General features: G+C 70.7%; 23 protein-coding genes and 1 pseudogene. 12 read left to right on the top strand and 12 right to left on the bottom strand.

What is annotated here, in order from left to right:
- The 5 genes from AC07NX_RS00745 to AC07NX_RS00725 all read right to left on the bottom strand — a co-directional run bounded on the left by AC07NX_RS00745 (position 1) and on the right by AC07NX_RS00725 (position 4,159).
- Positions 1-1,155, bottom strand: a complete 1,155-nt coding sequence (locus AC07NX_RS00745) for an efflux RND transporter periplasmic adaptor subunit (protein ID WP_494638225.1) — start codon at positions 1,153-1,155, stop codon at positions 1-3.
- Positions 1,152-2,396 carry a TolC family protein gene (locus AC07NX_RS00740; protein WP_494638223.1) on the bottom strand — a complete coding sequence of 415 codons (1,245 nt, stop codon included), beginning with the start codon at positions 2,394-2,396 and terminating at the stop codon, positions 1,152-1,154. Before AC07NX_RS00740 ends, AC07NX_RS00745 begins: the two co-directional genes overlap by 4 nt.
- A 52-nt stretch (positions 2,397-2,448) precedes the next feature.
- On the bottom strand, positions 2,449-2,775 hold the full coding sequence (locus AC07NX_RS00735) for a hypothetical protein (RefSeq protein WP_494638221.1): 327 nt from the start codon (positions 2,773-2,775) through the stop codon (positions 2,449-2,451).
- Between the two features lie 89 nt (positions 2,776-2,864).
- Positions 2,865-3,302, bottom strand: a complete 438-nt coding sequence (locus AC07NX_RS00730) for a DUF2147 domain-containing protein (RefSeq protein WP_494638219.1) — start codon at positions 3,300-3,302, stop codon at positions 2,865-2,867.
- On the bottom strand, positions 3,299-4,159 hold the full coding sequence (locus AC07NX_RS00725) for a metal-dependent hydrolase (protein ID WP_494638218.1): 861 nt from the start codon (positions 4,157-4,159) through the stop codon (positions 3,299-3,301). Before AC07NX_RS00725 ends, AC07NX_RS00730 begins: the two co-directional genes overlap by 4 nt.
- Positions 4,160-4,475: 316 nt before the next feature.
- On the opposite strand from AC07NX_RS00725, the gene AC07NX_RS00720 reads away from it, so the two are divergent.
- The 6 genes and pseudogenes from AC07NX_RS00720 to AC07NX_RS00695 all read left to right on the top strand — a co-directional run bounded on the left by AC07NX_RS00720 (position 4,476) and on the right by AC07NX_RS00695 (position 10,267).
- Positions 4,476-5,090 (top strand): TetR/AcrR family transcriptional regulator, encoded by a 615-nt coding sequence (locus AC07NX_RS00720; protein WP_494638217.1) that lies wholly within the window; start codon positions 4,476-4,478, stop codon positions 5,088-5,090.
- A gap of 102 nt (positions 5,091-5,192) precedes the next feature.
- Positions 5,193-5,807, top strand: a complete 615-nt coding sequence (locus AC07NX_RS00715; protein ID WP_035071414.1) for a TetR/AcrR family transcriptional regulator — start codon at positions 5,193-5,195, stop codon at positions 5,805-5,807.
- Positions 5,808-5,964: 157 nt separating this feature from the next.
- Positions 5,965-6,463: pseudogene (locus AC07NX_RS00710) on the top strand (TonB-dependent receptor plug domain-containing protein); the annotation flags it as partial.
- A 344-nt stretch (positions 6,464-6,807) separates the two neighbouring features.
- Complete coding sequence (locus tag AC07NX_RS00705) at positions 6,808-8,937, top strand: TonB-dependent receptor domain-containing protein (RefSeq protein WP_494638594.1); 2,130 nt, start codon at positions 6,808-6,810, stop codon at positions 8,935-8,937.
- A gap of 134 nt (positions 8,938-9,071) precedes the next feature.
- The gene (locus AC07NX_RS00700) at positions 9,072-9,542 is read left to right on the top strand and encodes an RNA polymerase sigma factor (protein ID WP_494638216.1); all 471 of its coding nucleotides are present in this window, start codon (positions 9,072-9,074) and stop codon (positions 9,540-9,542) included.
- A gap of 251 nt (positions 9,543-9,793) precedes the next feature.
- On the top strand, positions 9,794-10,267 hold the full coding sequence (locus AC07NX_RS00695; RefSeq protein ID WP_494638215.1) for a PraA/PraB family alkane oxidation protein activator: 474 nt from the start codon (positions 9,794-9,796) through the stop codon (positions 10,265-10,267).
- A 125-nt stretch (positions 10,268-10,392) separates the two neighbouring features.
- On the opposite strand, the gene AC07NX_RS00690 is transcribed toward AC07NX_RS00695, so the two are convergent.
- From AC07NX_RS00690 to AC07NX_RS00680, 3 genes are all read right to left on the bottom strand, one after another.
- Positions 10,393-11,703 (bottom strand): HlyD family secretion protein, encoded by a 1,311-nt coding sequence (locus AC07NX_RS00690; RefSeq protein WP_494638214.1) that lies wholly within the window; start codon positions 11,701-11,703, stop codon positions 10,393-10,395.
- A 68-nt stretch (positions 11,704-11,771) separates the two neighbouring features.
- A complete protein-coding gene (locus tag AC07NX_RS00685; protein ID WP_494638213.1) occupies positions 11,772-12,995 on the bottom strand; it encodes an ABC transporter permease in 1,224 nt (407 codons plus the stop codon).
- A complete protein-coding gene (locus AC07NX_RS00680) occupies positions 12,992-13,675 on the bottom strand; it encodes an ABC transporter ATP-binding protein (RefSeq protein ID WP_494638212.1) in 684 nt (227 codons plus the stop codon). Before AC07NX_RS00680 ends, AC07NX_RS00685 begins: the two co-directional genes overlap by 4 nt.
- Positions 13,676-13,839: 164 nt before the next feature.
- Between AC07NX_RS00680 and AC07NX_RS00675 the strand changes: the two genes are divergently transcribed.
- Positions 13,840-15,294, top strand: coding sequence for a TolC family protein (locus AC07NX_RS00675; RefSeq protein ID WP_494638211.1), 1,455 nt, complete (start codon positions 13,840-13,842; stop codon positions 15,292-15,294).
- A gap of 3 nt (positions 15,295-15,297) precedes the next feature.
- Here the strand turns inward: AC07NX_RS00675 and AC07NX_RS00670 are convergent, their stop codons facing one another.
- Positions 15,298-16,353, bottom strand: coding sequence for a LacI family DNA-binding transcriptional regulator (locus AC07NX_RS00670; protein WP_494638210.1), 1,056 nt, complete (start codon positions 16,351-16,353; stop codon positions 15,298-15,300).
- 218 nt (positions 16,354-16,571) lie between these two features.
- On the opposite strand from AC07NX_RS00670, the gene AC07NX_RS00665 reads away from it, so the two are divergent.
- From AC07NX_RS00665 to AC07NX_RS00655, 3 genes are all read left to right on the top strand, one after another.
- Positions 16,572-17,843, top strand: a complete 1,272-nt coding sequence (locus AC07NX_RS00665) for an MFS transporter (RefSeq protein WP_494638209.1) — start codon at positions 16,572-16,574, stop codon at positions 17,841-17,843.
- A 135-nt stretch (positions 17,844-17,978) separates the two neighbouring features.
- Positions 17,979-18,785, top strand: a complete 807-nt coding sequence (locus AC07NX_RS00660; protein WP_494638208.1) for a TrmH family RNA methyltransferase — start codon at positions 17,979-17,981, stop codon at positions 18,783-18,785.
- 79 nt (positions 18,786-18,864) lie between these two features.
- A complete protein-coding gene (locus tag AC07NX_RS00655) occupies positions 18,865-19,857 on the top strand; it encodes an alpha/beta hydrolase (protein WP_494638207.1) in 993 nt (330 codons plus the stop codon).
- A 58-nt stretch (positions 19,858-19,915) separates the two neighbouring features.
- Here the strand turns inward: AC07NX_RS00655 and AC07NX_RS00650 are convergent, their stop codons facing one another.
- Positions 19,916-20,638: a helix-turn-helix transcriptional regulator gene (locus tag AC07NX_RS00650; protein WP_035071153.1), complete on the bottom strand. Its 723-nt coding sequence runs from the start codon at positions 20,636-20,638 to the stop codon at positions 19,916-19,918.
- 122 nt (positions 20,639-20,760) lie between these two features.
- Between AC07NX_RS00650 and AC07NX_RS00645 the strand changes: the two genes are divergently transcribed.
- Complete coding sequence (locus tag AC07NX_RS00645; RefSeq protein WP_494638206.1) at positions 20,761-21,486, top strand: glutathione S-transferase family protein; 726 nt, start codon at positions 20,761-20,763, stop codon at positions 21,484-21,486.
- Between the two features lie 52 nt (positions 21,487-21,538).
- Here AC07NX_RS00645 and AC07NX_RS00640 read toward each other — a convergent pair whose 3' ends face one another.
- Both AC07NX_RS00640 and AC07NX_RS00635 read right to left on the bottom strand, forming a co-directional pair.
- Positions 21,539-21,769, bottom strand: a complete 231-nt coding sequence (locus tag AC07NX_RS00640; RefSeq protein ID WP_494638204.1) for a hypothetical protein — start codon at positions 21,767-21,769, stop codon at positions 21,539-21,541.
- Between the two features lie 2 nt (positions 21,770-21,771).
- Positions 21,772-21,966 carry a hypothetical protein gene (locus AC07NX_RS00635; protein WP_494638202.1) on the bottom strand — a complete coding sequence of 65 codons (195 nt, stop codon included), beginning with the start codon at positions 21,964-21,966 and terminating at the stop codon, positions 21,772-21,774.
- 166 nt (positions 21,967-22,132) lie between these two features.
- Between AC07NX_RS00635 and AC07NX_RS00630 the strand changes: the two genes are divergently transcribed.
- Positions 22,133-22,918, top strand: a complete 786-nt coding sequence (locus tag AC07NX_RS00630; protein WP_494638200.1) for an IclR family transcriptional regulator — start codon at positions 22,133-22,135, stop codon at positions 22,916-22,918.
- Positions 22,919-22,932: the final 14 nt, after the last annotated feature.

Raw genomic sequence — 22,932 nt, 5'->3', positions numbered from 1 at the left:
TCAGTCCTCGTGTCCGGCTTCGCCCTTGCCGAGTTCGGCCTTGAGCAGGAAGGCGCCCTTGCCGGCGATGCGTTCGGTTCCGGCCAGGCCGCGCAGGATCTCGGTGGAGCCGGCGGCGACCCGGCCGGGGGTCACCGGCTTGGCGCGGAAGCCACCCGGCTCGACCACGAACACGACCGGACGCCCGCCGACGGTCTGGACCGCCTCGCTGGGCACGATGATCGCGCCGGCGGCCTCGGCGCCCGTCATGACCCGCGCCGAGACGACGGACCCGACGGGCGCGGTCCGGCCCGAGGGCGTCGCCCGCACGGTGGCGGTGTTGCCTCCTGACGCGCCCGGCGCCACGGCGCTGATCGTGGCCGGCGCCTGTTGGCCGTCGGGGGTCTGCACCTGGATCACCTGTCCCAGCCGGATCGAGCCGGCCGCGGCCGCCGGGGCGTCGAAGACGTACTCGGCGTGGCTCTGGTCGGCGACCTCGGCCACCAGAGCGCCCTGGGTCAGGAAGCCGCCGACCTGGGTGTCGAGCCGCGTGACCACGCCCCTGATCGGGCTGCGCAGGACCGTGACGCCATTGGCGCCCGGCCCGCCCATGGCGCGAACCTGGGCCTGGGCGGCGCGCTGGTCGGCCTGGGTCTTCTCGGCGGCGGCCTGGCTGGCTTCCCAGTCCTGGCGGGCGACGACGCCGGCGTCGAACAGGCGGCGGTCCCGGGTGGCGGCGGCCTGGGCGGCCCTGGCCGCGGCGGCGGCGGCGTCGAGGCTGGCGCGACCCGAGGCGGCGTCGGCGCTGCGCAAGGTGGCGATGGGCGATCCCGCGGCGACGGCCGCGCCCGCCGAGACATGGACCCGTTCCACCACGCCCGACACCGGCGCGCCCAGGGCGGCCAGGGCGTTGGCGGCCAGGGTCACGCGTCCGGGCAGCAGGATGTCGCCGCCGCCGCCGCGTCCCGGGGTGATGACCGAAACCCCGGCCGCCGCCGCGTCGGCGAGTTTCAGCGGCACGAGGTCCGCCTCGCCATGGACCTCGTGCTCCGCGCCTTCCTCCTCGTGGGCGGGCGCGGTGGAGCGGTTTTCGATTAGCTGGGCGGCGCCGTAGCCGAGCCCCGCGGCGGCGATGAGCGCGACCGCCGAGGCGATGAGGGAACGACGAGCGATCACGGCTGATCTCCGAAAGGCATGCGGCCCTGGGCGCGGGCCAGATCGGCCAGCGCCTTGACGCGGGCCAGCTTGGTGTCGACGGCCCGGCTCCGGGCGGCGACTAGGTCGCGGCGAGCGGCCAGCAGTTCGGACAGCGGCAGGCGGCCGGCGTCGTAGCCGATGCGGGCCAGGCGATAGACCTCGGCGGCGGCGGCTTCGGACTGCCGGGAAGCGTCCAGCGTCTGGTCGGCGGCGGCGGCCTGGGCGGTCGCGGCGCGCCGGTCGCCGTCCTGTTCGGCCTGGGCCATGGCCAGCCGAGCCTCGGCCGCCTGGGCGTTGGCCGTGGCGGCCGCGACCGCGCCGCGGTTGCGGTCGAACAGCGGCAGGGGGACGGAGATGCCGAACACCGCCGCCGTGGCGTCCTCGTCCTGGAACCGGCGGACCCCGAAGCTGACGGCCAGGTCGGGCGTGCGTCGCGCCCGCTCCAGGGCGATCCGGCGCTGGGCGGCTTCGCGTTCGGCGCGCGCGACGGCGATGGCCGGGCTGAAGGCCGGCGGCTGTGGCGTGGCCGCCGGGACGATGTCCAGCAGGCCGCCAGCCACGGCGGTGTAGGCGGCGGGCGACCCGGCCAGGGCGCTCAAGCGGGCCAGGGCCGTTTCGGCTTCCGCCTGGGCGCTGCCCAGTTCGGCTCGCGCCGCGGCCAGCCCCGCCTCGGCCTGCACGGCCCGGACCTGGGCCTCCTTGCCGTTGTCGACCAGCAGGCGGGCGACCCTGGCGTCGGCCTGAGCCAGGTCGACGCTGTCCCGCGCGATCGTCAGGCGCTGCTGCGCCGCCTCGGCCTCGGCGTAGGCCAGCGCCAGGTCGCGGGCGAAGTCGACCTGCCCCTGGGCGGCGCGCGCCCGGGCGGCGGCAAGGTCGGCCTGCGCCGCCGAGGTCCGCGCGGCGCGCTTGCCGCCCAGCTCGAGCGGCTGCTCGATCGACAGGGTGGTCTCGGCGCCGTCGAAGTCCTTGTAGGGCCCCGATCCGGCGGCGTTCTCGACCACCAGGCCAAGGGTCGGATTAGGTCGGGCGGCGGCCTGGGCCGCCAGGCCCTCGGCGGCGCGGGTTTCGGCGATCCCCAGCGCCAGGCGGGGCGCTGAGGCCTGGGCCTGTTTCAGCAGGGCCGGGAAGGCCGGCGCGGTCTGAGCCCCGGCCGAGGCGCCAAGCACCCCGGACGCGACGCAGGCCAAGGCCGCGCGCAGCGGCCATCGGTTCGATGACATGGAGATTCCTCGCGATGGATGAACGACGGCGCGCGGATGGCGCGCGGGCCGTTCAGGCGCGAGGCGGTCGGTCGGGGCCGGAGATCGGACGCGAGGCGAGCGCCGGGGCGGACGCCAAGGCGTGCTCGGACACGACGGGAACAGGCGCGGAAACCGCCGCGACGGGCGTATCGAGCATGGCGCCGCCGTGATGGCAGTGGCCGCCCACGCAACACGCGGCCTCGCAAGGCGCGCCGTGGTCCTGCAGGTCGCCCTGGACGGCCTGGCCGCCGGCCACGCGCGTCTCGACGCCGGCGACGGAGGCGGCGTCGTCGCAAGTGCAGGCGGCCAGGCTCACCGAGGGCGCGACGACGAGCAGCGCCAGGACGCAGGCGGCCATCAGGGCCCCCAGGTTCCGCCACCATGTCATCGTTCGCCGCATGGTCGTCCTATAGCTTCGGGCGTTCGACTTGAGAACGCGTTACATGATTACACCGGCGGCGCGGCGGCCGAGACGCCACCTCGGCTCGCGCGGCGCCAGGTCTGGGTCTTGCAGAAGGGGGCGACGATGCAGCCCTTCAGGCTCAGCAGGCCGTCCGGCCGCAGGGTCATGACGCCCTGATAGGTGCCGCCGTCCTCGGGGTTGTAGACCCAGCCGTCGCCCCAGCGGCCCGGACCGATCGCCCGGACCTTCATGAACATCAGGTTGCGCAGGGGGCGGCCGCGCTGGGCGGCGTCGCGGTTGCGGACGTCCTTCTGGCCGGGATCGGCCTGGATGTGCGGCGAGGTGACGATGTAGCCGCACAGCCCGTCGCCGCAGCGTTCCAGCCGCACGGTCGAGCCGCCGTCGCCGGGCGCGTTCCACAGGCCGGTGACGTCGGCGGGGGCCGCGCTCACCGTCGCGGCCAGCGCCAGGGTCGCGATCACGCCACCGCCTCCACGGGCGCGTAGGCCGCCGAAAGGTCGCGCTCGGCCTCCTGCATCAGGGCCCGGTCGTCATGCTGCCAGGGGTGGAAGCCCGGCCGGAAGTACGAGAAATAGGCCCCCAGCACCTGCCTCAGCATGCCGGGCTTGACCAGCATGAAGCGCAGCAGCCGCCGCCAGCTGCGGGCGTTGTTGACGCCGTCGGCGGTGAAGATGTCGCCGATGTTGCCGCCGACCGTGGCGAACAGCAGGCGGGTGGCGGCGATCATGGTCATGGTGCGCAGGGTCCAGCGCCGCCAGGCCGGCAGCCGCGCGGCGGCCAGCATGAAGGTGTCGTAGGCGACCGCCTTGTGCTCGACCTCCTCGATCGCATGCCAGCGCCACATGGCCTTGGCTTCGTCGGAGGCGCCGTCCAGGTGGCGCGGATCGGCCAGCAGGGCGTGGGCCAGGATGGCCGTGAAGTGTTCCAGCGCGACGGTCGCGCCCAGCTGCTGCAGCGGCGGCCGGGTGCGGGCGAAGGCCAGGCGGTCGCGCGTGCGCTGCTCCATCGCCGCGACGTCGAAGCCGTGGTCGGCGACCTGCTTGTTGAAGAACAGGTGCTCGCGGGTGTGCATCGCCTCCTGGGCCAGGAAGCCGGCGATCTGCTGGCGAAGTTCCGGCGGGGCCACGTTGCGGTAATGGCGGACCGCGTCCATGAAGAACCGCTCGCCCTGGGGGAAGGTCACCGACAGCGCGTTGTAGAAGGCGGTGCCCACTGGATCCCCGCCCAGCCACCAGCGGCTGGCGGGCGTCTCGCGGCCGAAGGCCATGTCACGGGCGCGGATGTCGAGATCCGGCGGGGTCTTGTCCAACTTGCTCATGAAGGGGGCTCCTGGCGCGCCATCTCCGACGGCGGCTGCGTTTGAGGGCTCGGGGGTGTCACGCGCCTGGCGTGACGGGGCCCCGGGCGAGGCGAAAAGGGCGGGATCGGAGGTCGCGAGGCGCGCCGCGGACCGTCCGGCTTGGCGACCTCGCCGGCGTCGTCGCGACGGCATGGCGTGGAAAGGCCTGGGCCATGGCGGCAACTTCTCCTAAACTGCCTGTCAATAAGGCGACGATTCTGGACAACCCAGGTCGCCGTCGGACCGCGGAATATATCGACGCCCGACGATATCTACATGCATGTAAGTTACATCGATGTCAATAGATGGTCCTGAAATCGGGACAGCCGCCAAGCGTCGCCGCCGCGTGCCCGAGGTCGCGCGCCGCGAGGCCCTGGCCTCGGCGCGGCAGTTGCTGATCACTTCGGGACCGACGGCGGTGACCTTGAAGGCCGTGGGCGACGAGATCGGCGTGACCCACGCCAACCTGATCCATCACTTCGGTTCCGCGGCGGGCCTGCAGTCGGCGCTGATGGAATCGATGGTCCGCGACCTGACAGACGCCCTGGGCGCGGCCGTGGAACAGCTGCGCTCGAACCCCGGGGCGCCCCGGGCCCTGGTGGACGCGGTGTTCGACGCCTTCGACCAGGGCGGGGCGGGGCGCCTGGCCGCCTGGATCGCCCTGTCCGGCGACCTCCAGCACCTGGAGCCCGTCCGGGCCGCCGTGCGTGACCTGGTCGACGCCATCTGCGAGACCTTCGCCGCCGAAGGCGAGCAGACCCATCACCGCGTCACCTCGGCGGTGCTGTTCATCGCGCTGTATGCGTTCGGCGATGCGGTGATCGGCGCGCCGCTGCGCGACATGCTCGACCGCGAGGACGACGCGGGCCGCAAGATCGTGGCCCGGCTGCTGCCGACCTTCCTGTTCTGACCCCGCCTGGGGGAGGTTGACGTCCAGTCAACCGTGACGGGTTTACATCCTATGCGGATGTCGCCCATGCTGTCGTTGACTTCAATATAAATAGTGACGGTTATGGCGGGGGCGGGCAAGGCGAAGGTCGAACAGGCCGTCAGGCGGCGACGCTCCCCGGACGAGGCCCGCGCCCAGGCCCTGGTCAGCGCCCGCAAGCTGCTGATCGCCAGCGGTCCCAACGGCCTGACCCTGCAGGCCGTGGCCCAGGACATCGGCGTCACCCACGGCACCCTGATCCATCATTTCGGCTCGGCCGCCGAGCTTCAGTCCGCTCTGATGGGCGCCATGGTCCGCGACCTGGCGACGGCGCTGGAATCGGCCGTGGCCCATGTCCGTTCCGACGAGCGAGCGCCGAGAACCGTTGTGGACATCGTGTTCACGGCGTTCGACGAGGGCGGGGCGGGGCACCTGGCGGCCTGGATCGCCCTGTCCAATCGCTATGAGCACCTGGAGCCCGTGCGCGAGGCGGTCGTCGACCTCGTCGCGGCCCTGAGCGAGAAGGTCCTGACCGCCGGCGACGACCCGCCGCGGCACATTCCTTCGGCCCTGCTGCTGATCACCCTGTGCGCGTTCGGCGACGCGGTGATCGGCGGTCCGTTGCGCGGAATGCTGGGGCGCGACCGCGACGCCGTGCGCCGCCTGGCGGCTAATTTGCTCCCGGCCCTGATTGAATAATCAACACCGGCGTCAATAAGTATTGACACCTAGGTGAATAGACGCATCCTTAGGGTGAGGAGCTCGCCCGGCCGCTGGCGACTCCAACAAAAAAGTGCGGCGAGGAAACGCTTTTTGAAGTCCGCCCCGACCGGGGAGAGGACCCTTGGGAGGGGATATGTCTCAACGCATCCGCGCGCGCGCCTTTTGGATCGCCGGAGCCTCCGCCATGGCCGTCGTCCTGTCGGCGGGTTTGGCGCAGGCCCAGGTTCAGGGACAGGCGGCGGCGTCGACCAAGTCCAACCTCGTCGACGAGGTGGTGGTCACCGCCCAGCGCAAGGAAGAAGCGGCGCAGGACGTGCCGATCGCCATTTCGGCCTTCTCGCAGGAGGCCCTGGACGCGGCGAAGATCGAGGGCGGGCCCGACCTGCTGAAGGCGATCCCGAACGTCAGCTTCACCAAGACCAATTTCAGCGGCGTCAACCTGACGATCCGCGGCATCGGCACCCAGGCGGTGTCGGTTTCGACCGACCCCGGCGTGTCGATCAATTTCAACGGCACGGCCTTCATCCGCAACCGCTTCTTCGAGCAGGAGTTCTTCGACGTCGAGCGGGTGGAGGTGCTGCGCGGCCCGCAGGGCACGCTGTACGGCCGCAACGCCACGGCCGGGGCGGTCAACATCCTCTCGGCCCGTCCCACCGACGTCTTCGAGGGCGAGATCAAGGGCGAGGTCGGCGATTACAACAGCCGCCGGCTCAGCGGTTTCGTCAACATCCCGCTGTCGGGCGACAAGCTGGACCTGCGGCTGGCCGGCGCCTCGACCACCCGCGACGGCTTCGCCGAGAACGACGTCACCGGCGCCAAGATCGACAGCCGCGATCTCTACTCCACCCGCGTCACCCTGGGCTTCAAGCCGGTCGAGGCGGTGCGCGGCGCCTTGATCTGGGAACACTTCAGCGAAAACGACAGCCGGGCGCGCAGCACCAAGCAGCTGTGCACCCGCGATCCTGGCCCCCAGACCATGGAGGGCATCGCGCTCAGCCCGCAGGCCAGCGCCTTCTTCAGCCAGGGTTGCCTGAACGCCTCGCTCTATGACGACGCCGCCTACGGCACCCCCAACGGCCTGTCGATCCCGTTCGTCCTGGCCTCGGTGACCAACACCGCCGTGCTGGGCCTCAATCCCGACGGCGTGTCGGGTCCGGTCAACCTGATGAAGGTGGCCGACCCCTACGGCGGCATGATGCAGTCCAAGGACCTGCGGCGCATCTCGTCGATCTTCGATCCGAAGTATCGCGCCAAGGCCGACGTGCTGGAGCTGAACGTCGACATCGACGTGGCGCCGAACCTGACCCTGACCTCGCAGACGGCCTACAACCGCGACCGCTACTTCTCGAGCCAGGACTACAACCGCTTCAACACCCTGCCCGGGGTGTTCAACGACTCCACGGGCCTGATCAACGCGGTGGTGCCCGGCGCCCCGGCTCCGAACCTGACGCCGGGCGGCGTCTATTGCGATCCGCAGTTGGGCTGCTCCAGCACGATCGCCGGCCTGGACCAGGTGCGCGCCAAGAGCCGCCAGTTCTCGCAGGAGCTGCGCCTATCGTCGGCTTTCGATGGGCCGGTCAATTTCAGCCTCGGCGGCAACTACACCGACTATCGCACGACCGAGGACTATTACGTCTTCTTCAACATCGTCTCGGCCATCGCCCAGAGCAGCGGCTATGGCAACAACAGCCTCGACCCGACCAAGTGCGGCGCCAGTTTCGACGGTTCGACCCCGACGATCACGCCCGACGGGACCACCGGCTGCATCTATATCGACCCCCATCCGCTGGACCAGATCGACGGCCTGGGCCACAACTACTTCCGCAGCAAGAACATCTACAAGGTCAAGTCGGCCGCGGTGTTCGGCGAGCTCTATTACGAGCTGACGCCCGACCTGAAGCTGACGGCCGGCCTGCGCTATACCCGCGACCGCAAGACCTTCACCCCGGTGCCGACCCAGGTGCTGCTGTCGTCCTCGAATGGCGGCACGGTCGACGGCGGCTATCCGATCGGCGAGGACATCAAGCAGAAGTGGGGGGCGGTGACCGGGCGCCTGGGCCTGGACTGGTCGCCGACGCTGTCGTTCACCGAACAGACCCTGGTCTATGCGTTCTACAACCGGGGCTACAAGGGCGGCGGCGCCAATCCACCGGCCATCGGCTACAGCGACGAGCCGTTCCTGCCGGGCCTGCCGCCGCTGGTGCAACTGACCTCCTATCCCGACACCTTCAAGCCCGAGTACGTCAACGCCTTCGAGCTGGGCACGAAGAACACCCTGCTGGGCGGCGCGCTGACGCTGAACGGCGCGGCGTTCTATTATGACTACAAGGGCTACCAAGTTTCGCAGATCCAGGATCGCACCGCGATCAACGAGAACTTCGACGCCAGGATCTGGGGGCTCGAACTCGAATCCGCCTGGCGGCCGACCCGCGACCTGCGCCTGACCCTGAACCTGGGCTACCAGGACAGCAAGCTGGCCGACGGGTCCAGGTCGATCGATGTCGAGAACCGCACCCAGGGCAATTCGGACTTCACGGTGATGAAGGGCAGTCCGTTCCTGCCGTCCAACTGCGTCGTCTCCAAGAGCTACGTGGCCAGCCTGCTGGCCACCAACGCCGCCTTTGGCATGCCCGACTACGCCAATCTCAGCGCCGTTTGTCCCGGCTCGATCCTCGGCCTGTTCCTGTTCCCGGCCCCGACCGAGGCCGATCTGCCCAACGGCGGCCGCGGGTTCTATGCCGACCTTTCAGGCCACAGCCTGCCCAACCAGCCCAAGTGGACCCAGTCGATCAGCATCGACTACGCCCTGCCGCTGTCGGGCGGCTGGGTCGGCGGCGTGCACGGCGACGTCTACCACCAGTCCCAGTCCTGGGCCCGGGTCTACGAGGACGCGATCGACAAGCTGCACGGCTGGTACAACGTCAACCTGCGCCTGACCCTGGCCAAGCCGGACGACGGCCTGGAGTTCGAGCTCTACGCCAAGAACCTGCTGGATGACACGCCCATCACCGGGGCCTTCATCAACAGCGACGACACCGCCCTGACCACCAACGTCTTCACGCTGGACCCCCGAATGATCGGCGCCAGCGTTCGCAAGCGTTTTTGATCCAAACCCCGCGGCGCCCGTCCCGGCCGCGGGGCGGGCGCCGCTGTCGTGCCGGAGTTCCTACGATGGCATTACCCCGCGCGCCCGCGCCCCCGGCGGATTCCGCACCGGCCCGGCCTGACCTGGGAGCCTGGATGGCTGTCCACGGGCCCCGGTTGCGCCGCTATTTTACGCGCCGGGCCCCGCGCGCCGAGGCCGAGGACCTGGTCCAGGACGTTTTCCTGCGCGTACAGGCCGCCCAGCTGGACAAGCCGATCGTCGAGGTCGAACGCTACCTGTTCACTGTCGCGCACAACGTCCTGGTCAGCCGGGTCAGGCGGCTGGGCGTGCGCGCGGCCGAGCTGCAGCGCTCGTTCGCGGAATGGTCCGAAGCCGCCGAGGACCTGTCGCCCGAACGTATCGTCGGCGCGCGGCAGGACTACGCCCGCGTCATGGCCGTCATCGAGCGCCTGCCGCCCCGCACCCGCATGGCCTTTCGGCTCAACCGTATGGAGGATCTCAGCTACGGCGCGGTCGCCGAGCGCATGGGAATCTCGAAGGACTCCGTCAAGGAGCTCCTGCGACGCGCCCACGCCCATCTCGACCAGGCCTTGAAAGGCGCCTGATCCGCCGCCATTCGCGGCGAGACCTTTTCCGTGAGGGGGCATAGTCGATCTCGGACCGAAAGGCCTTGCAAGCCTGGCGGCGCCATTCTGCGTCCTGATTTCAACAATGTTCTCAAGAAAAGGTTGTGTAACCTGTCATCGAATATTTTTAGGATACATACCCCCCGTATTTTATTCTGGGGCGTCTAGTACATCGGGTGAGGTAATCACCCGAACGGCGCCGTAGCGCCTCATAATACTAGGGAACCGCCATGAAAATCTTTGCTTCCGCCGTTGCTCTGCTGGCCACGGCCGCCTTCGCCGCCTCGGCCTCGGCCGCCTCGTTCAGCCCGGCCAACGGCACCTTCACCGGCACCGGCACCACCAGCCTGACCAAGGGTTCGCTGACCATCCCCTGCACGGCCAACTTCACCGGCCACACCACCGGCGGCGTCGGCGTGATCGACACCGCGACCTTCAGCGGCGGTGGCGGCCTGTGCGCCCTGATCCACAAGACCGGCACCTGGAACGCCACGGCCACCTCGGCCTCGGGCACCGGCGCCGGCACGGCCAGCATCACCGGCGTTGCGGTGACGGCCTCGCTGTTCGGCACCTGCGGTCCGAGCACCGTGAACATCACGGTCAGCGCGACCGGCCTGATCACCTTCAACAACCAGACCCTGAGCCCGAACTGCGCCATCAACGGCTCGGTCCAGACCAGCCCGGCCCTGACCATCGTCCCCTAAGCACGCCGATCCCGGAGACGTCGCCTTCCCCCTACCCCAGCGACGCACGACCGGTCTTGCCCTGACGACCCCGTCGTCAGGGCGTTTCTTTGGGCGCAGGGCCTGGAACCGCGCGGCGAGGCGGTTCAGGACGCGGGAGCGGCGACCCCCGCGGCGGGCGCCGACCACACCAGCACGTCGCCGGTCCTGACCCCCGAGACGATCTCGACGCCGTCGGGCGCGACCCGGCCCAACCTGACCGGGACGGTGCGCGGGGCGCCGCCACGCGGATCTCGCACCTTGACCCAGGCGGCGGGCGCCGCGCCCTGGATGGCGGCCGCCGGCGCCACCAGGGCGGCGGGATTGCGATAGACGTCCACGGTGACGTTGGCGGTCATGCCGATGCGGATGGCGCTCGCCTGCTCGGCCGTCAGGGCGTCGAGACGCGCCACGGCCGGGAAGCTGGCCAGCGGTCCGCCGGCCATGGCCGGGGCGGCGGCCTGGCCGGCGACCGAGGTCACGTGGCCCGCGACCGCCAGGCCGCCGAAGCCTGGACCCGTGACCGTCACGGCCATGCCGGGCCGCACGCGGTTGGCGTCGGTCTCGCTGAGCTGGAAGGCCACCGCCAGCCCCCCGGCCCGGGCGATCGAGCCGATCAGCTGGCCCCGGGTCACGGCCTGGCCGGCGTGAAGCGGTTCGGCGTCCTCGCCCTTGCCGACCGGCCGCACGATGACCCCCGCTTCGGGCGCGCGGATGATCGCTCCGGCCGCCTGGTCGTCCAGGCGGGCCAGCTGGGCGCGGGCGTTGGCGAGATCCAGGGCCGCGACACGGCGATTGGAACCCGCGCCCTGGGCCAGCACGGCGGCCAGGTCCTGCCGGGCGCCGGCCAGCACCATCTCCTGGTTCCGCTTCTGCTGGACCAGGCCGTCATATTCGCCGCGCGCCACCAGTCCCCGGTCGAGCAGTCCCTTGGTCTCGGCAAGCTTGCGCTCGAGATCGGCGAGGTCGAGGGCGGCGGCGTCCACCGCTCGGCGCGCGCGCGCGACCTCGGTCCCGCTGGACCAGCCGGCCAGGGTCTCGGCGGCCCTTGACGCCTTCAGATAGGCCGCTTCCGCCTCGTTTCGGCGCTGGCCGATCTCGGCCGGATCCAGCTCGACCAGGACCTGACCCGCCGCGACGCCGGCTCCGTATTCGAAGCCCAGGCGCCGCACGACGCCGTCGAACGGGGCGACGATGTCGACGCTGTCGCCTGGGACCACCGAGCCGACCAGGTCCAGCGTGGCGGCGAAGGGGCGGGGAGACAGCGTCTGGGTCTGGAGCGCGGCCGGGTCGGGACCGGGGGCGCGGCGCGGCGCCAGGGCCAGGCACAGCCCGAGGATCGCGACCCCGGACACGGCCGCCACGACCGTCCATCTCCGAGACCGCCAGATCGCCAGGGCCTGTCCGCGCGCCGCCATGGCTCAACCTTAGGATCGACGCCGCGCCGCCGTCTACAACAATGTCAGTAGCTGGCGATCCCGACGGCTCATTCGTCGCGCAGCGCCACGATCGGGTCCAGTCGCGAAGCTCTGAGGGCCGGATAGAAGCCGAAAGCCACCCCAACCGCCGCGGCCAGGCCCGGTCCCAGCGGCAGGACGTACAGCGACAGGCTGAACGACCATCCCGAGGCCCTGGCGGCCACGAAGGCGGCCAGCAGGCCGAACGCCAGGCCGACGACCCCGCCCATCAGGGCCAGGACCCCCGCCTCGATCAGGAACATCGCCTGGATATCGCGCGGGGTCGCGCCCAGGGCCGCCCGCAGGCCGATCTCGCGCCGCCGTTCCATCACGCCCATCATCATGACGTTCATTACCCCGATGCCGCCGACCAGCAGCGAGATCGCTCCGATCGCCGTCAGCAGGCGGCTATGGATGGCCTTCTGGGCGTTCAGGCTCTGGATCAGCTCCTGGGCGCTCAGGGCCTGCGGGGCCGAGGTCGGGTTGGCGAGCTGGACGACCAGGCGTTCTCCCACGGCCTTGGCGTCGGCGCCCGGACGCAGGCGCAGCAGCGCGGTGCTGGGCTCCGGCGCGGCCATGATCCGAGCGGCGTCGCCCAACGGCACGAGCACGGCGGTGTTGTAGTCGGTCGGGTCCATGGCCGTGAACGCCACCGGCGCCAGCACGCCGATCACCGTGAACACATAGCCCCGGATGCGGACCCGCGAGCCCGGTCCCGCCGGCGCGCCGGGCGTTGAGAGCGCCGCGGCGGCGTCGGCGCCCAGCACGGCCACCAGATTGCCGTCGTCGGTCGGGGCGAACAGCCGTCCGTCGGCCGGAGACAGGCGGACCAGGTCGGGCAGGTTGGGGGCGACGGCGATGATCCCGGCGTCCTGGCTGGCCGGACCGATCGCCACCTTGGCCCGGTCGACCGCCAGGGGGACGGCCGCCTCGATGTCGGGGTCCGTGCGGGGCAGGGCTTCGATCGTCGCCCGATCCATGGTCGCCGGAAAAGGCCCGACGGGGTTGGCGTGGATCTGCAGAATGTCCACGCCCATGTGCGCGAACAGTTTCAGGGTCTCGCGCTGGGCCATGTGCCCGATGGTCAGCATGGCCACGATCGAGGCGGCGCCGATCAGGATGCCCAGCAAGGCCAGGGCCGAACGTTGCCGCTGGGCCAGGAGATTGGCCAGGGCCTCGGCGCCCGCCTGGGCTCCCGACCGGGCCCAGGCGCGAAGGATCTCGCGCGGCGAAGGTGGGGCGAGCGCGGTCACGCCGTCGCGCCCGTGTCGGCCACGACCTGACCGTCCAGCACCTCGATCCGCCGCGCGCAGCGCGCGGCCAGGTCCTTGTCATGGGTGACCATCAGGACGGTCACGCCCAGGCGCTGGTTGAGATCGCGCAGCAGGGTCATGACCTCGCCGGCCGTGACGCTGTCGAGGCTGCCGGTCGGCTCGTCGGCCAGGACCAGGCGGGGCTGGCGGATCAGGGCGCGGGCCAGGGCCACGCGCTGGCGCTGGCCGCCCGACATTTCCGCCGGCCGGGCCTGGGCGCGATGCGACAGACCCACCCGCTCGAGCATGGCCAGGGCGCTCTGTTCGCGCTCGCGGGCGGCGGCGCCGGCATAGACCAGGGGCAGGGCCACGTTCTCCCAGGCGCTGAGGCGCGGCAACAGATTGAACGACTGGAAGACGAAGCCGATCGTCGCGCCGCGAAACCGGGCCTCCTGTCCGCGGTCGCCGAACGCCACGTCCCGGCCGTCCAGGCGCAGGACGCCGCTGGTGGGCCGGTCCAGCAGGCCGATGATGTTCATCAACGTGCTCTTGCCCGAGCCGGACGGGCCGACGACCGCGCAGAACGACCCCGCCGCGACCTTGAAGCTGACGCCGCGCAGCACGGACGTGGCCTGGTCGGGCGGGCCGTAGGTCTTGGTCAGGTCGAGGACTTCCAGCACCCGCCCATCTTGCGCGCGGCGGCGCAACTTGAACAAGAGCCCAGGGCGTGTTTTGTTGACTTTAGTGTCAATATCGTTCGTCGGGTGGCGCGAGGATGTCTGCGTATCGGGTTGCCGAACCTCGCTCGTCCCGTCGGTTTCCGGATTGGCTGCTCGTCCTGGCGATGTCGGCGTCGGCCCTGGCCTCGCCGGCCCGGGCGCAGGCTCCAGTCGCCTCGCCGGCCCGGCCACCGCCCGCGGCGGTCGGTCCGCGCCTGACGCTCAGCCTGGCCGACGCGGTGTTCCTGGGTCTGCGCGACAACCGCACGATCAAGTCGGCCTATGTGGTCCGCGCGGCCGAGAAATACGACCTGTTCGTCGCCGAAACCCGCTTTCGCCCGATCGGCGCGATCATCGGCTCGGCCGAGGCCACGCGGGCCGGCGACCTGCGCGGTTCGACCCTGCAACTGAACCCAAGCGCCTCATGGCTGGTCCCGACCGGGGCGCAGTTCGACTTCGGCTGGGCGCGCCAGACCGTGCGCAGCGGCGGGAACGACCTGACCACCGAGGTGGCGACCCTCGGCGTCAGCCAGCCGCTGCTGCGCGGCGCCGGCCTGGCCGTCAACACCGCTCCCGTGCGCCTGGCCCGCCTTCAGGAGTCCATCGACCGCCTGACCCTGAAGGCGACGGTGTCGGACACCGTCAGCCGGATCATCCTGACCTACCGCGGCCTGGTGCAGAGCGAGCAGCAGCTGGTGATCGCCCGCCAGTCGCTGGAGCGCTCCCGCGTCCAGCTGGCCACCAACCAGGCGCTGATCGACGCCGGGCGGATGGCCGCCGCCGACATCGTCCAGACCCAGGCCGACATCGCGGCCCAGCAGGTGGCCCTGCTGCAGGCCGAGCAACAGCGCAACAGCGCCCAGATCGCGTTGCTGGTCTTGCTGGCCGTCGACCTTCACACCGACGTGGTCGCCGCCGACGCCCTGGAGGCCAGGCCGGTCGCGGTCGATCTCGACCAGGCGATCGCCACGGCCCTGGACAACCGCCCCGACTTCCTGTCGCAGAAGCGCGCCGTCGAGCAGGCGCGACAGGGCCTGATCCTGGCGCGCAACAACCGCCTGTGGGACGTGTCGGTCTACGGCTCGGTGCAACGCCAGACCGAGCGCGGCGATCTGTTCGACGACCCGATCACCGGGGCGCCCCTGGCCGGGACCGGGCTGCCGCGCACCAGCGGCGGGGTGGGGGTGCAGTTCCGCATCCCCCTGGGTGACTACCGCCCGCGCCAGGCCGAGATCCAGGCCGAAACCCTCGTGCGGACCCAGGAGCTGCGTCTGGACGACCTGCGCCAGGCCGTCGAGGCCCAGGTGCGCGACGCCGTCCAGGGCGTGGAACTGGCCTGGCGCCAGGTGGAGGCCACGCGGCTGTCGCGCGACCTGGCGGCCAAGACCCTGGAGCTGGAGCGCGAGAAGCTGAGCGCCGGCCGGGCGTCGAACTTCGAACTGCTGACCTTCGAGGCGAACCTGCGCTCGGCCGACCTGCAGGCGCTGAACGCCTCGATCAACTACCTCAACGCCCTGACCACGCTGGACCAGCAGCTGGGCGCCACCCTCGACACCTGGAAGGTCGGCCTCCAGGACTGAGGCTCACCCTTTCGGCGCGGCCGTCGAGGCTCGGTGGATCAGCGTGAAGGGGATGAGTTCGTCCCGTGGACGGGCCCCGGCCTCGGCCTTGCGGGCCACGCCGTTGATCAGCATCCTGGTGGCCAGGGTCGACATCTCCACCAGGGGCTGGCGGATGGTGGTCAACTGCGGGCGGCTGAGGCGCGAGACAGGGCTGTCGTCGAAACCGGCCACCGAGATGTCGCCCGGGCACGAAAGCTCGGCTTCGGCGGCCGCCGCCAGGGCGCCCAGGGCCATTTCGTCGGAGCTGGCGAAGATCGCCGTCGGCCGCTCGTCGAGGGCCAGCAGGGCCGTGGTGGCCTTGTGGGCGGACTCGAAGGTGAAGTCGCCCTGGCGGATCCAGGCCTTGTCGACCTTCAGGCCGCGCGTCTCCATGGCGGCGACGTAGCCCTCGCGGCGGGCCTGGCTGGCGCCGTAGCGCTGGTCGCCGGTGATGAAGCCGATCCGCTTGTGGCCCAGCCCGATCAGGTGATCGGTCATCTCGCGCGCGGCGGCGACATCGTCCATGTGCACGCGGGGACCCAGGCCCTCGGGCTTTTCCGGACCCAGCCGCACATAGGGCGTGCCGGCCTTGTCCAGCAGCTCCAGCACCACCTCGTTGTCGCAGGAGGGCGGGGTCAGGATCACGCCGTCCGGCTTGAGGGCCGCCAGCAGGGCGCCGACCTCCTGGCGCACGCGCGGGCCGTCGTGATCCACCAGCTCGACCAGCAGGTGGTAGCCCGCGCCCCGGGTCTCGACCGTGGCGCCCAGCTGGATGCGCTGCAGGTAGTCGGAGCCGCGCTCGCTGCGCCAGTGATCCAGGGTCAGGGAGGCATCGACGAAGACGGCGATCACGAACGAGCGCGAGCCGGCCAGGCTGCGGGCCGACAGGTTGGGCGCATAGCCCAGGGCGCCGGCGGCCTCGAGCACGCGCTCGCGCATCTGCGGCCGCACGTTGGGCTCGTTGTTCATCACGCGCGAGACGGTCTTGATGGACACGTCGGCCCGCGCCGCCACGTCATAGATCGTCACCGACGCCATGGGCCTGCCCGCTCGCCTGGGTCCTGATGGATTGGACTCATCTTCATGCGGCCAGCCTAGTGCAACTGCGCGCCATAAGGCGACGCTCGGAATCCAAAAAAGCACGAGGGACAGCCACAATGTGGGCTTTGTCGTCGCTCGCGCCTTGTGTCGCCCGACGCGGAAGGCCAGTGTCCAAGCCAATCGCGGCGGAGACCGCGTGCGTCAGGGGAGGGATGATGACGACGGTGGAGGCTGTGGGAATCGACAGGGCAAGGCCGACGACCGCCGTGAAGCCCAGCTTCATCGCCGCCTTCACCCTGGCCCAGATCGGGGCCTATGTCAGTTTCATGCCTCTGTTCCAGGTGCTGCTGCCGCTGAAGGCCGAGGCCATCGATTCGGCCGGCAAGGCGGTGGTGCTGAGCCAGGTGGCCATCCTGGGCGCGATCAGCGCCAGCCTCGCCAACCTGCTGGCCGGGGCGATCAGCGACCGGACCACCTCGCGGTTCGGGCGGCGGCGGCCGTGGATGGTGGTCGGCGCGCTGGGCACGGTGGCCTCCTATTTCCTGATCATGATGGCCCACAGCGCGGTCCAACTGATGGCGGGGATCGTCTGCTTCCAGCTGGCCTTCAACCTGCTGTTCGCGGCCCTGCTGGCGGTGCTGCCCGACCGGGTGCCCGACGCCCAGAAGGGCAGGGTGGCGGCCTTTCTCAGCCTGGGTCATCCGATCGGGGCCATGGCCGGCGCGATCCTGGTCGGCGGCCTGCTGGTCGGCGAGGCCTCGCGCTACCTGGCCATCGGCGTGGTGCTGCTGGTGGCGATCGCGCCCTTCGCCCTGGCCCTGAACGATCCGCCGCTGCCGCCGGGCGAGCGGCCGCCCTTCGACTGGCGCAGTTTCCTGGCGGGGTTCTGGATCAATCCGCGGGCCCATCCGGACTTCGCCCTGGCCTGGGTCAGCCGGTTCATGGTGCTGGTCGCGATCACCCTGACCCAGTGCTACATGCTGTTCTACCTGCAGGACGCGCTGCACTATTCGGACCTGTTCCCGGGCCGCCGCGCCGAGCAGGGCATGGCCCTGCTGACCACCGTGGCCACCTGCGCCAACGTCGCCTGCGGCATGCTGGGCGGCATGCTGTCGGACCGTCTCAAGCGCCGAAAGCTGTTCGCGGCCGGCGCGGCCATGGGCCTGGCGGTGGCGATGGTGGTCTTCTCGCTGGTGCCGGGCTGGCCCGTTGTGGTGGCGGGCTTCGTGATCTTTGGATGCGCGGTCGGCTGCTACTACGCCGTCGACATCGCCCTGGTCAGCCAGGTGCTGCCCTCGCAGAAGGACGCGGGCAAGGACCTGGGAGTGATCAACCTGGCCAACACCCTGCCCCAGGCCATGGCGCCGATCCTGGCGATGTGGGTTCTGGGCCCGACCCATGTGAACTATCACGCCCTCTATCTGGTGGCCGCCGGACTGGCGGCGGCTGGCGGTCTGGCCATCCTTCCGATACGGGGCGTGCGCTAGAGCCTTTTTTAGACGCCTCACATGGAATCATGTGAGGCGTCTAAAAAAGGCTCTAAATCAAACATTTAGAGCGTGGCGGGCGCCGAAACCGCTCACAGCTTTCGGCTGCCACGCTCTAGCCTTCCAGAGAACCTCGTGCCCGAACTGATCTCCATAGACGACCCGAGCGACCCGCGCGTCGCGGCCTATCGCGACATCAAGGAGCGCGACCTAGTCGGCCGCCAGGGGCTGTTCATCGCCGAGGGCGAGACCGTGCTGCGGGCCTTCGTCCGTGACGCGCCGCAGCGGGTCCGGTCGATGCTGATCGACGGCAAGCGCGCCGACAAGCTGGGCGAGGTGTTCGCGGGGCTGCCCCTGGGCGCGCCGGTCTATGTCGTTGGTCAGGCGGTGCTCGACGCCATCGCCGGCTTCCACCTGCATCGCGGCGTCCTGGCCGTCGGGGAAAAGCCCGAACCGCCGTCCGCCGACGCGCTCCTGGCCGGCGTGGGTTCGCGCGCCGTGGTCCTGGTGCTGATGGGCGTCGCCAACCACGACAATCTGGGCGGCATCTTCCGCAACGCCGCCGCGTTCGGCGTCGACGGGGTGATCCTGGACAGCGACTGCTGCGATCCGTTCTACCGCAAGGCCATCCGGGTCTCGATCGGCGCCACGCTCAGCGTGCCGACCGCCTGGCTGGCGCCGGGCGAGGAGGTGGTCGCCCTGCTGGCGCGTCATGGCTTTCAGGGGCTGGCCCTGAGCCCGTCGGCCGGCGAGACCCTGGCCGAGCTCGATCCGCCGGCCCGGGCGGCGGTGCTGCTGGGCGCGGAGGGGCCGGGACTGTCCCAGGCTGTCATGGACCGGGCGCGCACCGTCGGCATTCCGATGGCGAACGGCTTCGATTCGCTGAACGTGGCCACCACCAGCGGGATCGTGCTGCATCACCTGAGGTTCGCGCGGGCTTGAGCCGCGGGGAATGACACCGGTAGCTTGCCGGGACCGGAGCCCCGCCCTAGGGTCCCTTCGCGTCGCTTAGGGAGGTCGCATGTTCAATCGCCGGGGAACACTGGCCACCTTGACGGGCGGCCTGCTGACATCGCTGCTGGCCGGCGCCGCGACGGCCCAGACCGTCCAGACCTCCCAGCCCGCGAAGGCCCCGATGGACCCGACCGAAGTCCTGCCCCTGTGGCCCGGCGACCCGCCGGGCTCGGCCGGCGTCACGGCCGTCGAGACCGTCCTTGACCGCACCGTTCCCGGGGGCCTGCGCGACCGCGCCACCACCCACACCCGCAAGCCCACCCTGACCGTGTTCCGTCCGGCCCGCGCCAACGGCGCGGCGGCGGTGCTGATGCCCGGCGGCGGCTACGAGCGCGTGGTCAGCGACAAGGAGGGGTTCGAGACGGCCCGCTGGCTGGCCGACCGCGGCTACACCTGCTTCGTCCTGCTGTACCGCCTGCCGGGCGACCACTGGGGCGCGGGCCCGGACGCGCCCCTGCAGGACGCCCAGCGCGCCGTGCGCCTGGCTCGGTCGAAGGCGGCGGCGATGCGGTTCGACCCGGCCCGGGTGTCGATCATGGGCTTCTCGGCTGGCGGCCACCTGGCGGCCAGCCTGACCACCCGCTTCGACGCCAAGGTCTATGACCGCGTCGACGCCGCCGACGACCTGTCGGCCCGGCCCGACCTGTCTGCCCTGATCTATCCGGTGGTCTCGATGGCGGAAGGGCCGGCCCACGCCGGCTCGCGCAAGCAACTGCTGGGCCCGTCGCCGACGCCCGAGCAAGTCGCCCTCTATTCGCCCGACCAGAACGTCACCGATCGGGTTCCGCCGGTGTTCCTGCTGCACGCCGCCGACGACAGGACCGTGCCGGTGGCCAACAGCCTGATGATGTTCACCGCCCTGAAGGCCAAGGCCGTCCCCGCCGAGCTGCACGTCTTCGAGGAGGGCGGCCATGGCTTTGGCCTGCGCTCGATCGACGGCAAGCCGGTCGCCGCCTGGCCGACCCTGTTCGAGACCTTCGCCAAGCGGCACGGGATCTGAGGCCGTCGCTCGTCCGTCTTGGCGAAGGCCGGTGCGGGCGGCGTCGGAGGCGCGGGCTTCAGGTCGCCGCCGGCTTCTCGCAATCGCGCCACCGCTTGCGCTCCTCCTCCAGCGCCCGCTGCCAGCGCGTCCGCAGCACGCCGGGCCGCTGGCCGTGGCGTTCGTCGAGGAATTCGGCGCCCTCGATGCGGTCCGTGCGGAAGTTGCGGAAATCGTTGCGCAGCTCGCACCAGGCGATCAGCAGGCGCACGGTCTCCAGATAGCCCACCGTCACCGGCCAGACGACCCGCTGGCTGACCGCGCCCTTCTCGTCGCGATAGTCCAGGCGGATCTTGCGGCCGGCGTGGATCCAGGCCCGGGTCTGGGCGATGTCGATGCCGTCGGGCAGGGCCTTCCAGTTCATGCCGGTTCCCGTGGCGGGAGTCAGCACGTAGGGGCGCAGCTGTTCGGGCACGGCGGCGGCGATCTTGGCGATCAGGTCGTTGGCGGCGGTGGCGAGCACGGGATCGCCGCGACCGGCGACCCACTGGGCCCCCAGCACGGCGGCTTCGATCTCGTCGGGTGTCAGCATCAGGGGCGGCATGTCGTATCCGGCCTCCAGCACGTAGCCGACGCCCGCCTCGCCGCGGATGGGCGCCCTCTGGCCGATCAAGGCGGCGATGTCGCGATAGACGCTGCGTTTGGAGGTCTCCAGCTCGGCCGCCATGGCGTCGGCCGTCACCGGCTGCCGGCTGCGGCGGAGGATCTGGATGATCTGGAAAAGGCGTTCGGCGCGTCTCATGGGGCCACTCTGCTCGACCGATGCTGACAGCATGCTGGCAGCAGGATGGCGGTAGCGTCCGATTGTCGCAACACGAGGTCTTCGAGGGACATCGAACGGCGGCTCAGCAGGGAGAGACCACCATGATCACGCTCTACGCCGCCGGACCCGCCTTCGGCCTCCCCGAAGGCAGCCCCTATGTCACCAAGACCGAGATCCACCTGAAGATGGCCGGCCTCTGGTACCAGAAGGTCCCGGCCCATCCCGAGACCTCGCCCAAGGGGCAGCTGCCGTGGATCGACGACGACGGCGTCAAGGTCGCCGATTCCACCTTCATCCGCGCCTATGTCGAGCGCAGCTACGGCGTCGACCTGGACGCGGGCCTCAGCAAGGCCCAGCGCGGCCAGGCCTGGGCGATCGAGCGGATGGTCGAGAACCACCTGGGCTGGGCCAGCTGCCACTTCCGGTTCTTCGACGACGCCAACTTCGCCAAGGGGCCGGCCCGCTGGTTCGACGGCCTGCCGGGCGAGGCGCGGGCCGACGCCATCGACGGCCTGCTGGGCACGGTGCAGACCACCCTCAAGGCGGTCGGCATCGGCCGTCATGCGCCGGACGAGATCGTGGAGCTGGGCGCCTGGTCGCTGACGGCCCTGTCGGAGATGCTGGGCGACAAGTCGTTCATGATGGGCCACCGGCCCACCAGCGTCGACGCCATCACCTTCGCCATGCTGGCCCAGATCCTGACGCCGTTCTTCGACTCGCCGCTGCGCCGCCGCGCCGAGAGCCTGCCCAACCTGGTGGGCTACGCCGAACGGATGATGGCGGGCTATTATCCGGAGTTCGCGCCGGAGATGAGCCGGGCGGCCTAGGAACCACCGCTCATTCCGGCCTCGGCCGGGATGAGCGGTGTCCCTGTGAAGCTCAATGCTTCTTTTTCTGGGCGTCGTTCGCCTGGAAGTCGTCCTTGCGGTCCGGGTCGTGGGCGTGATGCACGTCGGACTCGCCGCCGCCGCCGGAGACCTTGCTGTGGCGGCTGTAGCGATCCGGATCGTCCGGATCCTTGACGGTAGGGTCGGGGTGCGGCGACTTGGCGTTCTCGTGACTGGCGCCGGGGCCGCCCCAGCGGTCGGCGGCGGGGTTCTTGTCGGGCATGGTCAACGATCCTGTACGTTGCCGGCGTGAGACGTGTTCTGGGCGAGGTTGCCGTGACGGCCCTGCGCCTTGAGGTTCACGTCGGCGTTGCCGGGGTCGGGCGACTGCAGGTCGTCGCGACCGCCTTCACCTTCGATCGCCGGCTTCTGGCCCGTGAAGGCGCGCTGTTCCGGCGGAATGGGCGGGGCTTTGGACATTGGTTTCCTCCATGTCTGCCCCAGTCAAACCGATCGGAGAGGTGGGCGTTCCCAGCGTCCAGCTTGCCCGCCGGCTCGAAGATTTCGATTCCGCATCCGCCACGAGGGATCTTCGGAATCGGCGTTCCGATGCTATCTAGGAGCGTGTTCGGGATAGGATGCCCCCTTGTCAGATACAGTCGCGCCTCAAGCCTCCGCCGTCTCGGATCGGGCCAGCCAGACCCTGCACCGGGCGCTGGACATCCTGGAGGCCGTCGCCGAGGGCGCCCATAGCCTGAAGGCGTTCGAGGCGCGGGTCGGCCTGACCCGCAGCACCACCCACCGCCTGGCCTCGGCCCTGGTCGATCGCGGCCTGCTGTCGGCGGTGGGCCGCGACTACCGCCTGGGCGGGCGCCTGGTGCAACTGGGCCATCAGGCGCGCGAGCGGCTGGGGCTGGCGGATGTGGCGAGGCCCGTCCTGGCCGCACTGTCGGCCGAGACCCAGGACGCCACCAACCTGGGCACGATCGCCGGCGACGAGGTCCTCTATGTCGGCCAGGCGCCGGGGCGGCGGCGGCTGGAAGTCCGCCACCGGGTCGGTGACCGCAACCGCGTCCGCGACACCGCCCTGGGCCGGGCCCTCCTGATCGACGCGCCGCCCGAGCGGTGGGCGCAACTGTTCCTCGACGATCCGCGATCGCCGGCGGCGGCGGCGTTCTTCCGCGAGATGGAGACGGCGCGCCAGGTCGGCCACGCGCTGCACCTCGATGACGGCCTGGACAGCATCCGCTGCATCGCCGCCCCGATCCGCGATGCCAGCGGCGCGATCGTCGCCGCCGTCAGCCTGTCCAGCGTGCCCCAGTATATGGACGAGGCGCGGATGGTCGAGCTGACCCCGCGGGTCAAGGCCGCCGCCCTGGAGATCGGCACGGCCCTGGGCTTCAACCCCGCGCGGCCGGGTCCGGAACGCTAAGGCGTCGCATCGCG

Source organism: Caulobacter sp. GW821-FHT09A05, from assembly GCF_059418465.1.
This window is presented reverse-complemented; position numbering and strand designations above follow the sequence as displayed.

Coding starts and splice junctions, on each gene's coding strand:
- AC07NX_RS00645 (WP_494638206.1), top strand. CDS start 20,761: ATGATCACGCTCTACGCCGCCGGACCCGCCTTCGGCCTCCCCGAAGGC.
- AC07NX_RS00700 (WP_494638216.1), top strand. CDS start 9,072: ATGGCTGTCCACGGGCCCCGGTTGCGCCGCTATTTTACGCGCCGGGCC.
- AC07NX_RS00735 (WP_494638221.1), bottom strand. CDS start 2,775: ATGGCCGCCTGCGTCCTGGCGCTGCTCGTCGTCGCGCCCTCGGTGAGC.
- AC07NX_RS00665 (WP_494638209.1), top strand. CDS start 16,572: ATGACGACGGTGGAGGCTGTGGGAATCGACAGGGCAAGGCCGACGACC.
- AC07NX_RS00690 (WP_494638214.1), bottom strand. CDS start 11,703: ATGGCGGCGCGCGGACAGGCCCTGGCGATCTGGCGGTCTCGGAGATGG.
- AC07NX_RS00695 (WP_494638215.1), top strand. CDS start 9,794: ATGAAAATCTTTGCTTCCGCCGTTGCTCTGCTGGCCACGGCCGCCTTC.
- AC07NX_RS00675 (WP_494638211.1), top strand. CDS start 13,840: ATGTCGGCGTCGGCCCTGGCCTCGCCGGCCCGGGCGCAGGCTCCAGTC.
- AC07NX_RS00715 (WP_035071414.1), top strand. CDS start 5,193: ATGGCGGGGGCGGGCAAGGCGAAGGTCGAACAGGCCGTCAGGCGGCGA.
- AC07NX_RS00740 (WP_494638223.1), bottom strand. CDS start 2,396: ATGTCATCGAACCGATGGCCGCTGCGCGCGGCCTTGGCCTGCGTCGCG.
- AC07NX_RS00650 (WP_035071153.1), bottom strand. CDS start 20,638: ATGAGACGCGCCGAACGCCTTTTCCAGATCATCCAGATCCTCCGCCGC.
- AC07NX_RS00705 (WP_494638594.1), top strand. CDS start 6,808: ATGGAGGGCATCGCGCTCAGCCCGCAGGCCAGCGCCTTCTTCAGCCAG.
- AC07NX_RS00655 (WP_494638207.1), top strand. CDS start 18,865: ATGTTCAATCGCCGGGGAACACTGGCCACCTTGACGGGCGGCCTGCTG.
- AC07NX_RS00725 (WP_494638218.1), bottom strand. CDS start 4,159: ATGAGCAAGTTGGACAAGACCCCGCCGGATCTCGACATCCGCGCCCGT.
- AC07NX_RS00720 (WP_494638217.1), top strand. CDS start 4,476: ATGTCAATAGATGGTCCTGAAATCGGGACAGCCGCCAAGCGTCGCCGC.
- AC07NX_RS00670 (WP_494638210.1), bottom strand. CDS start 16,353: ATGGCGTCGGTGACGATCTATGACGTGGCGGCGCGGGCCGACGTGTCC.
- AC07NX_RS00640 (WP_494638204.1), bottom strand. CDS start 21,769: ATGCCCGACAAGAACCCCGCCGCCGACCGCTGGGGCGGCCCCGGCGCC.
- AC07NX_RS00635 (WP_494638202.1), bottom strand. CDS start 21,966: ATGTCCAAAGCCCCGCCCATTCCGCCGGAACAGCGCGCCTTCACGGGC.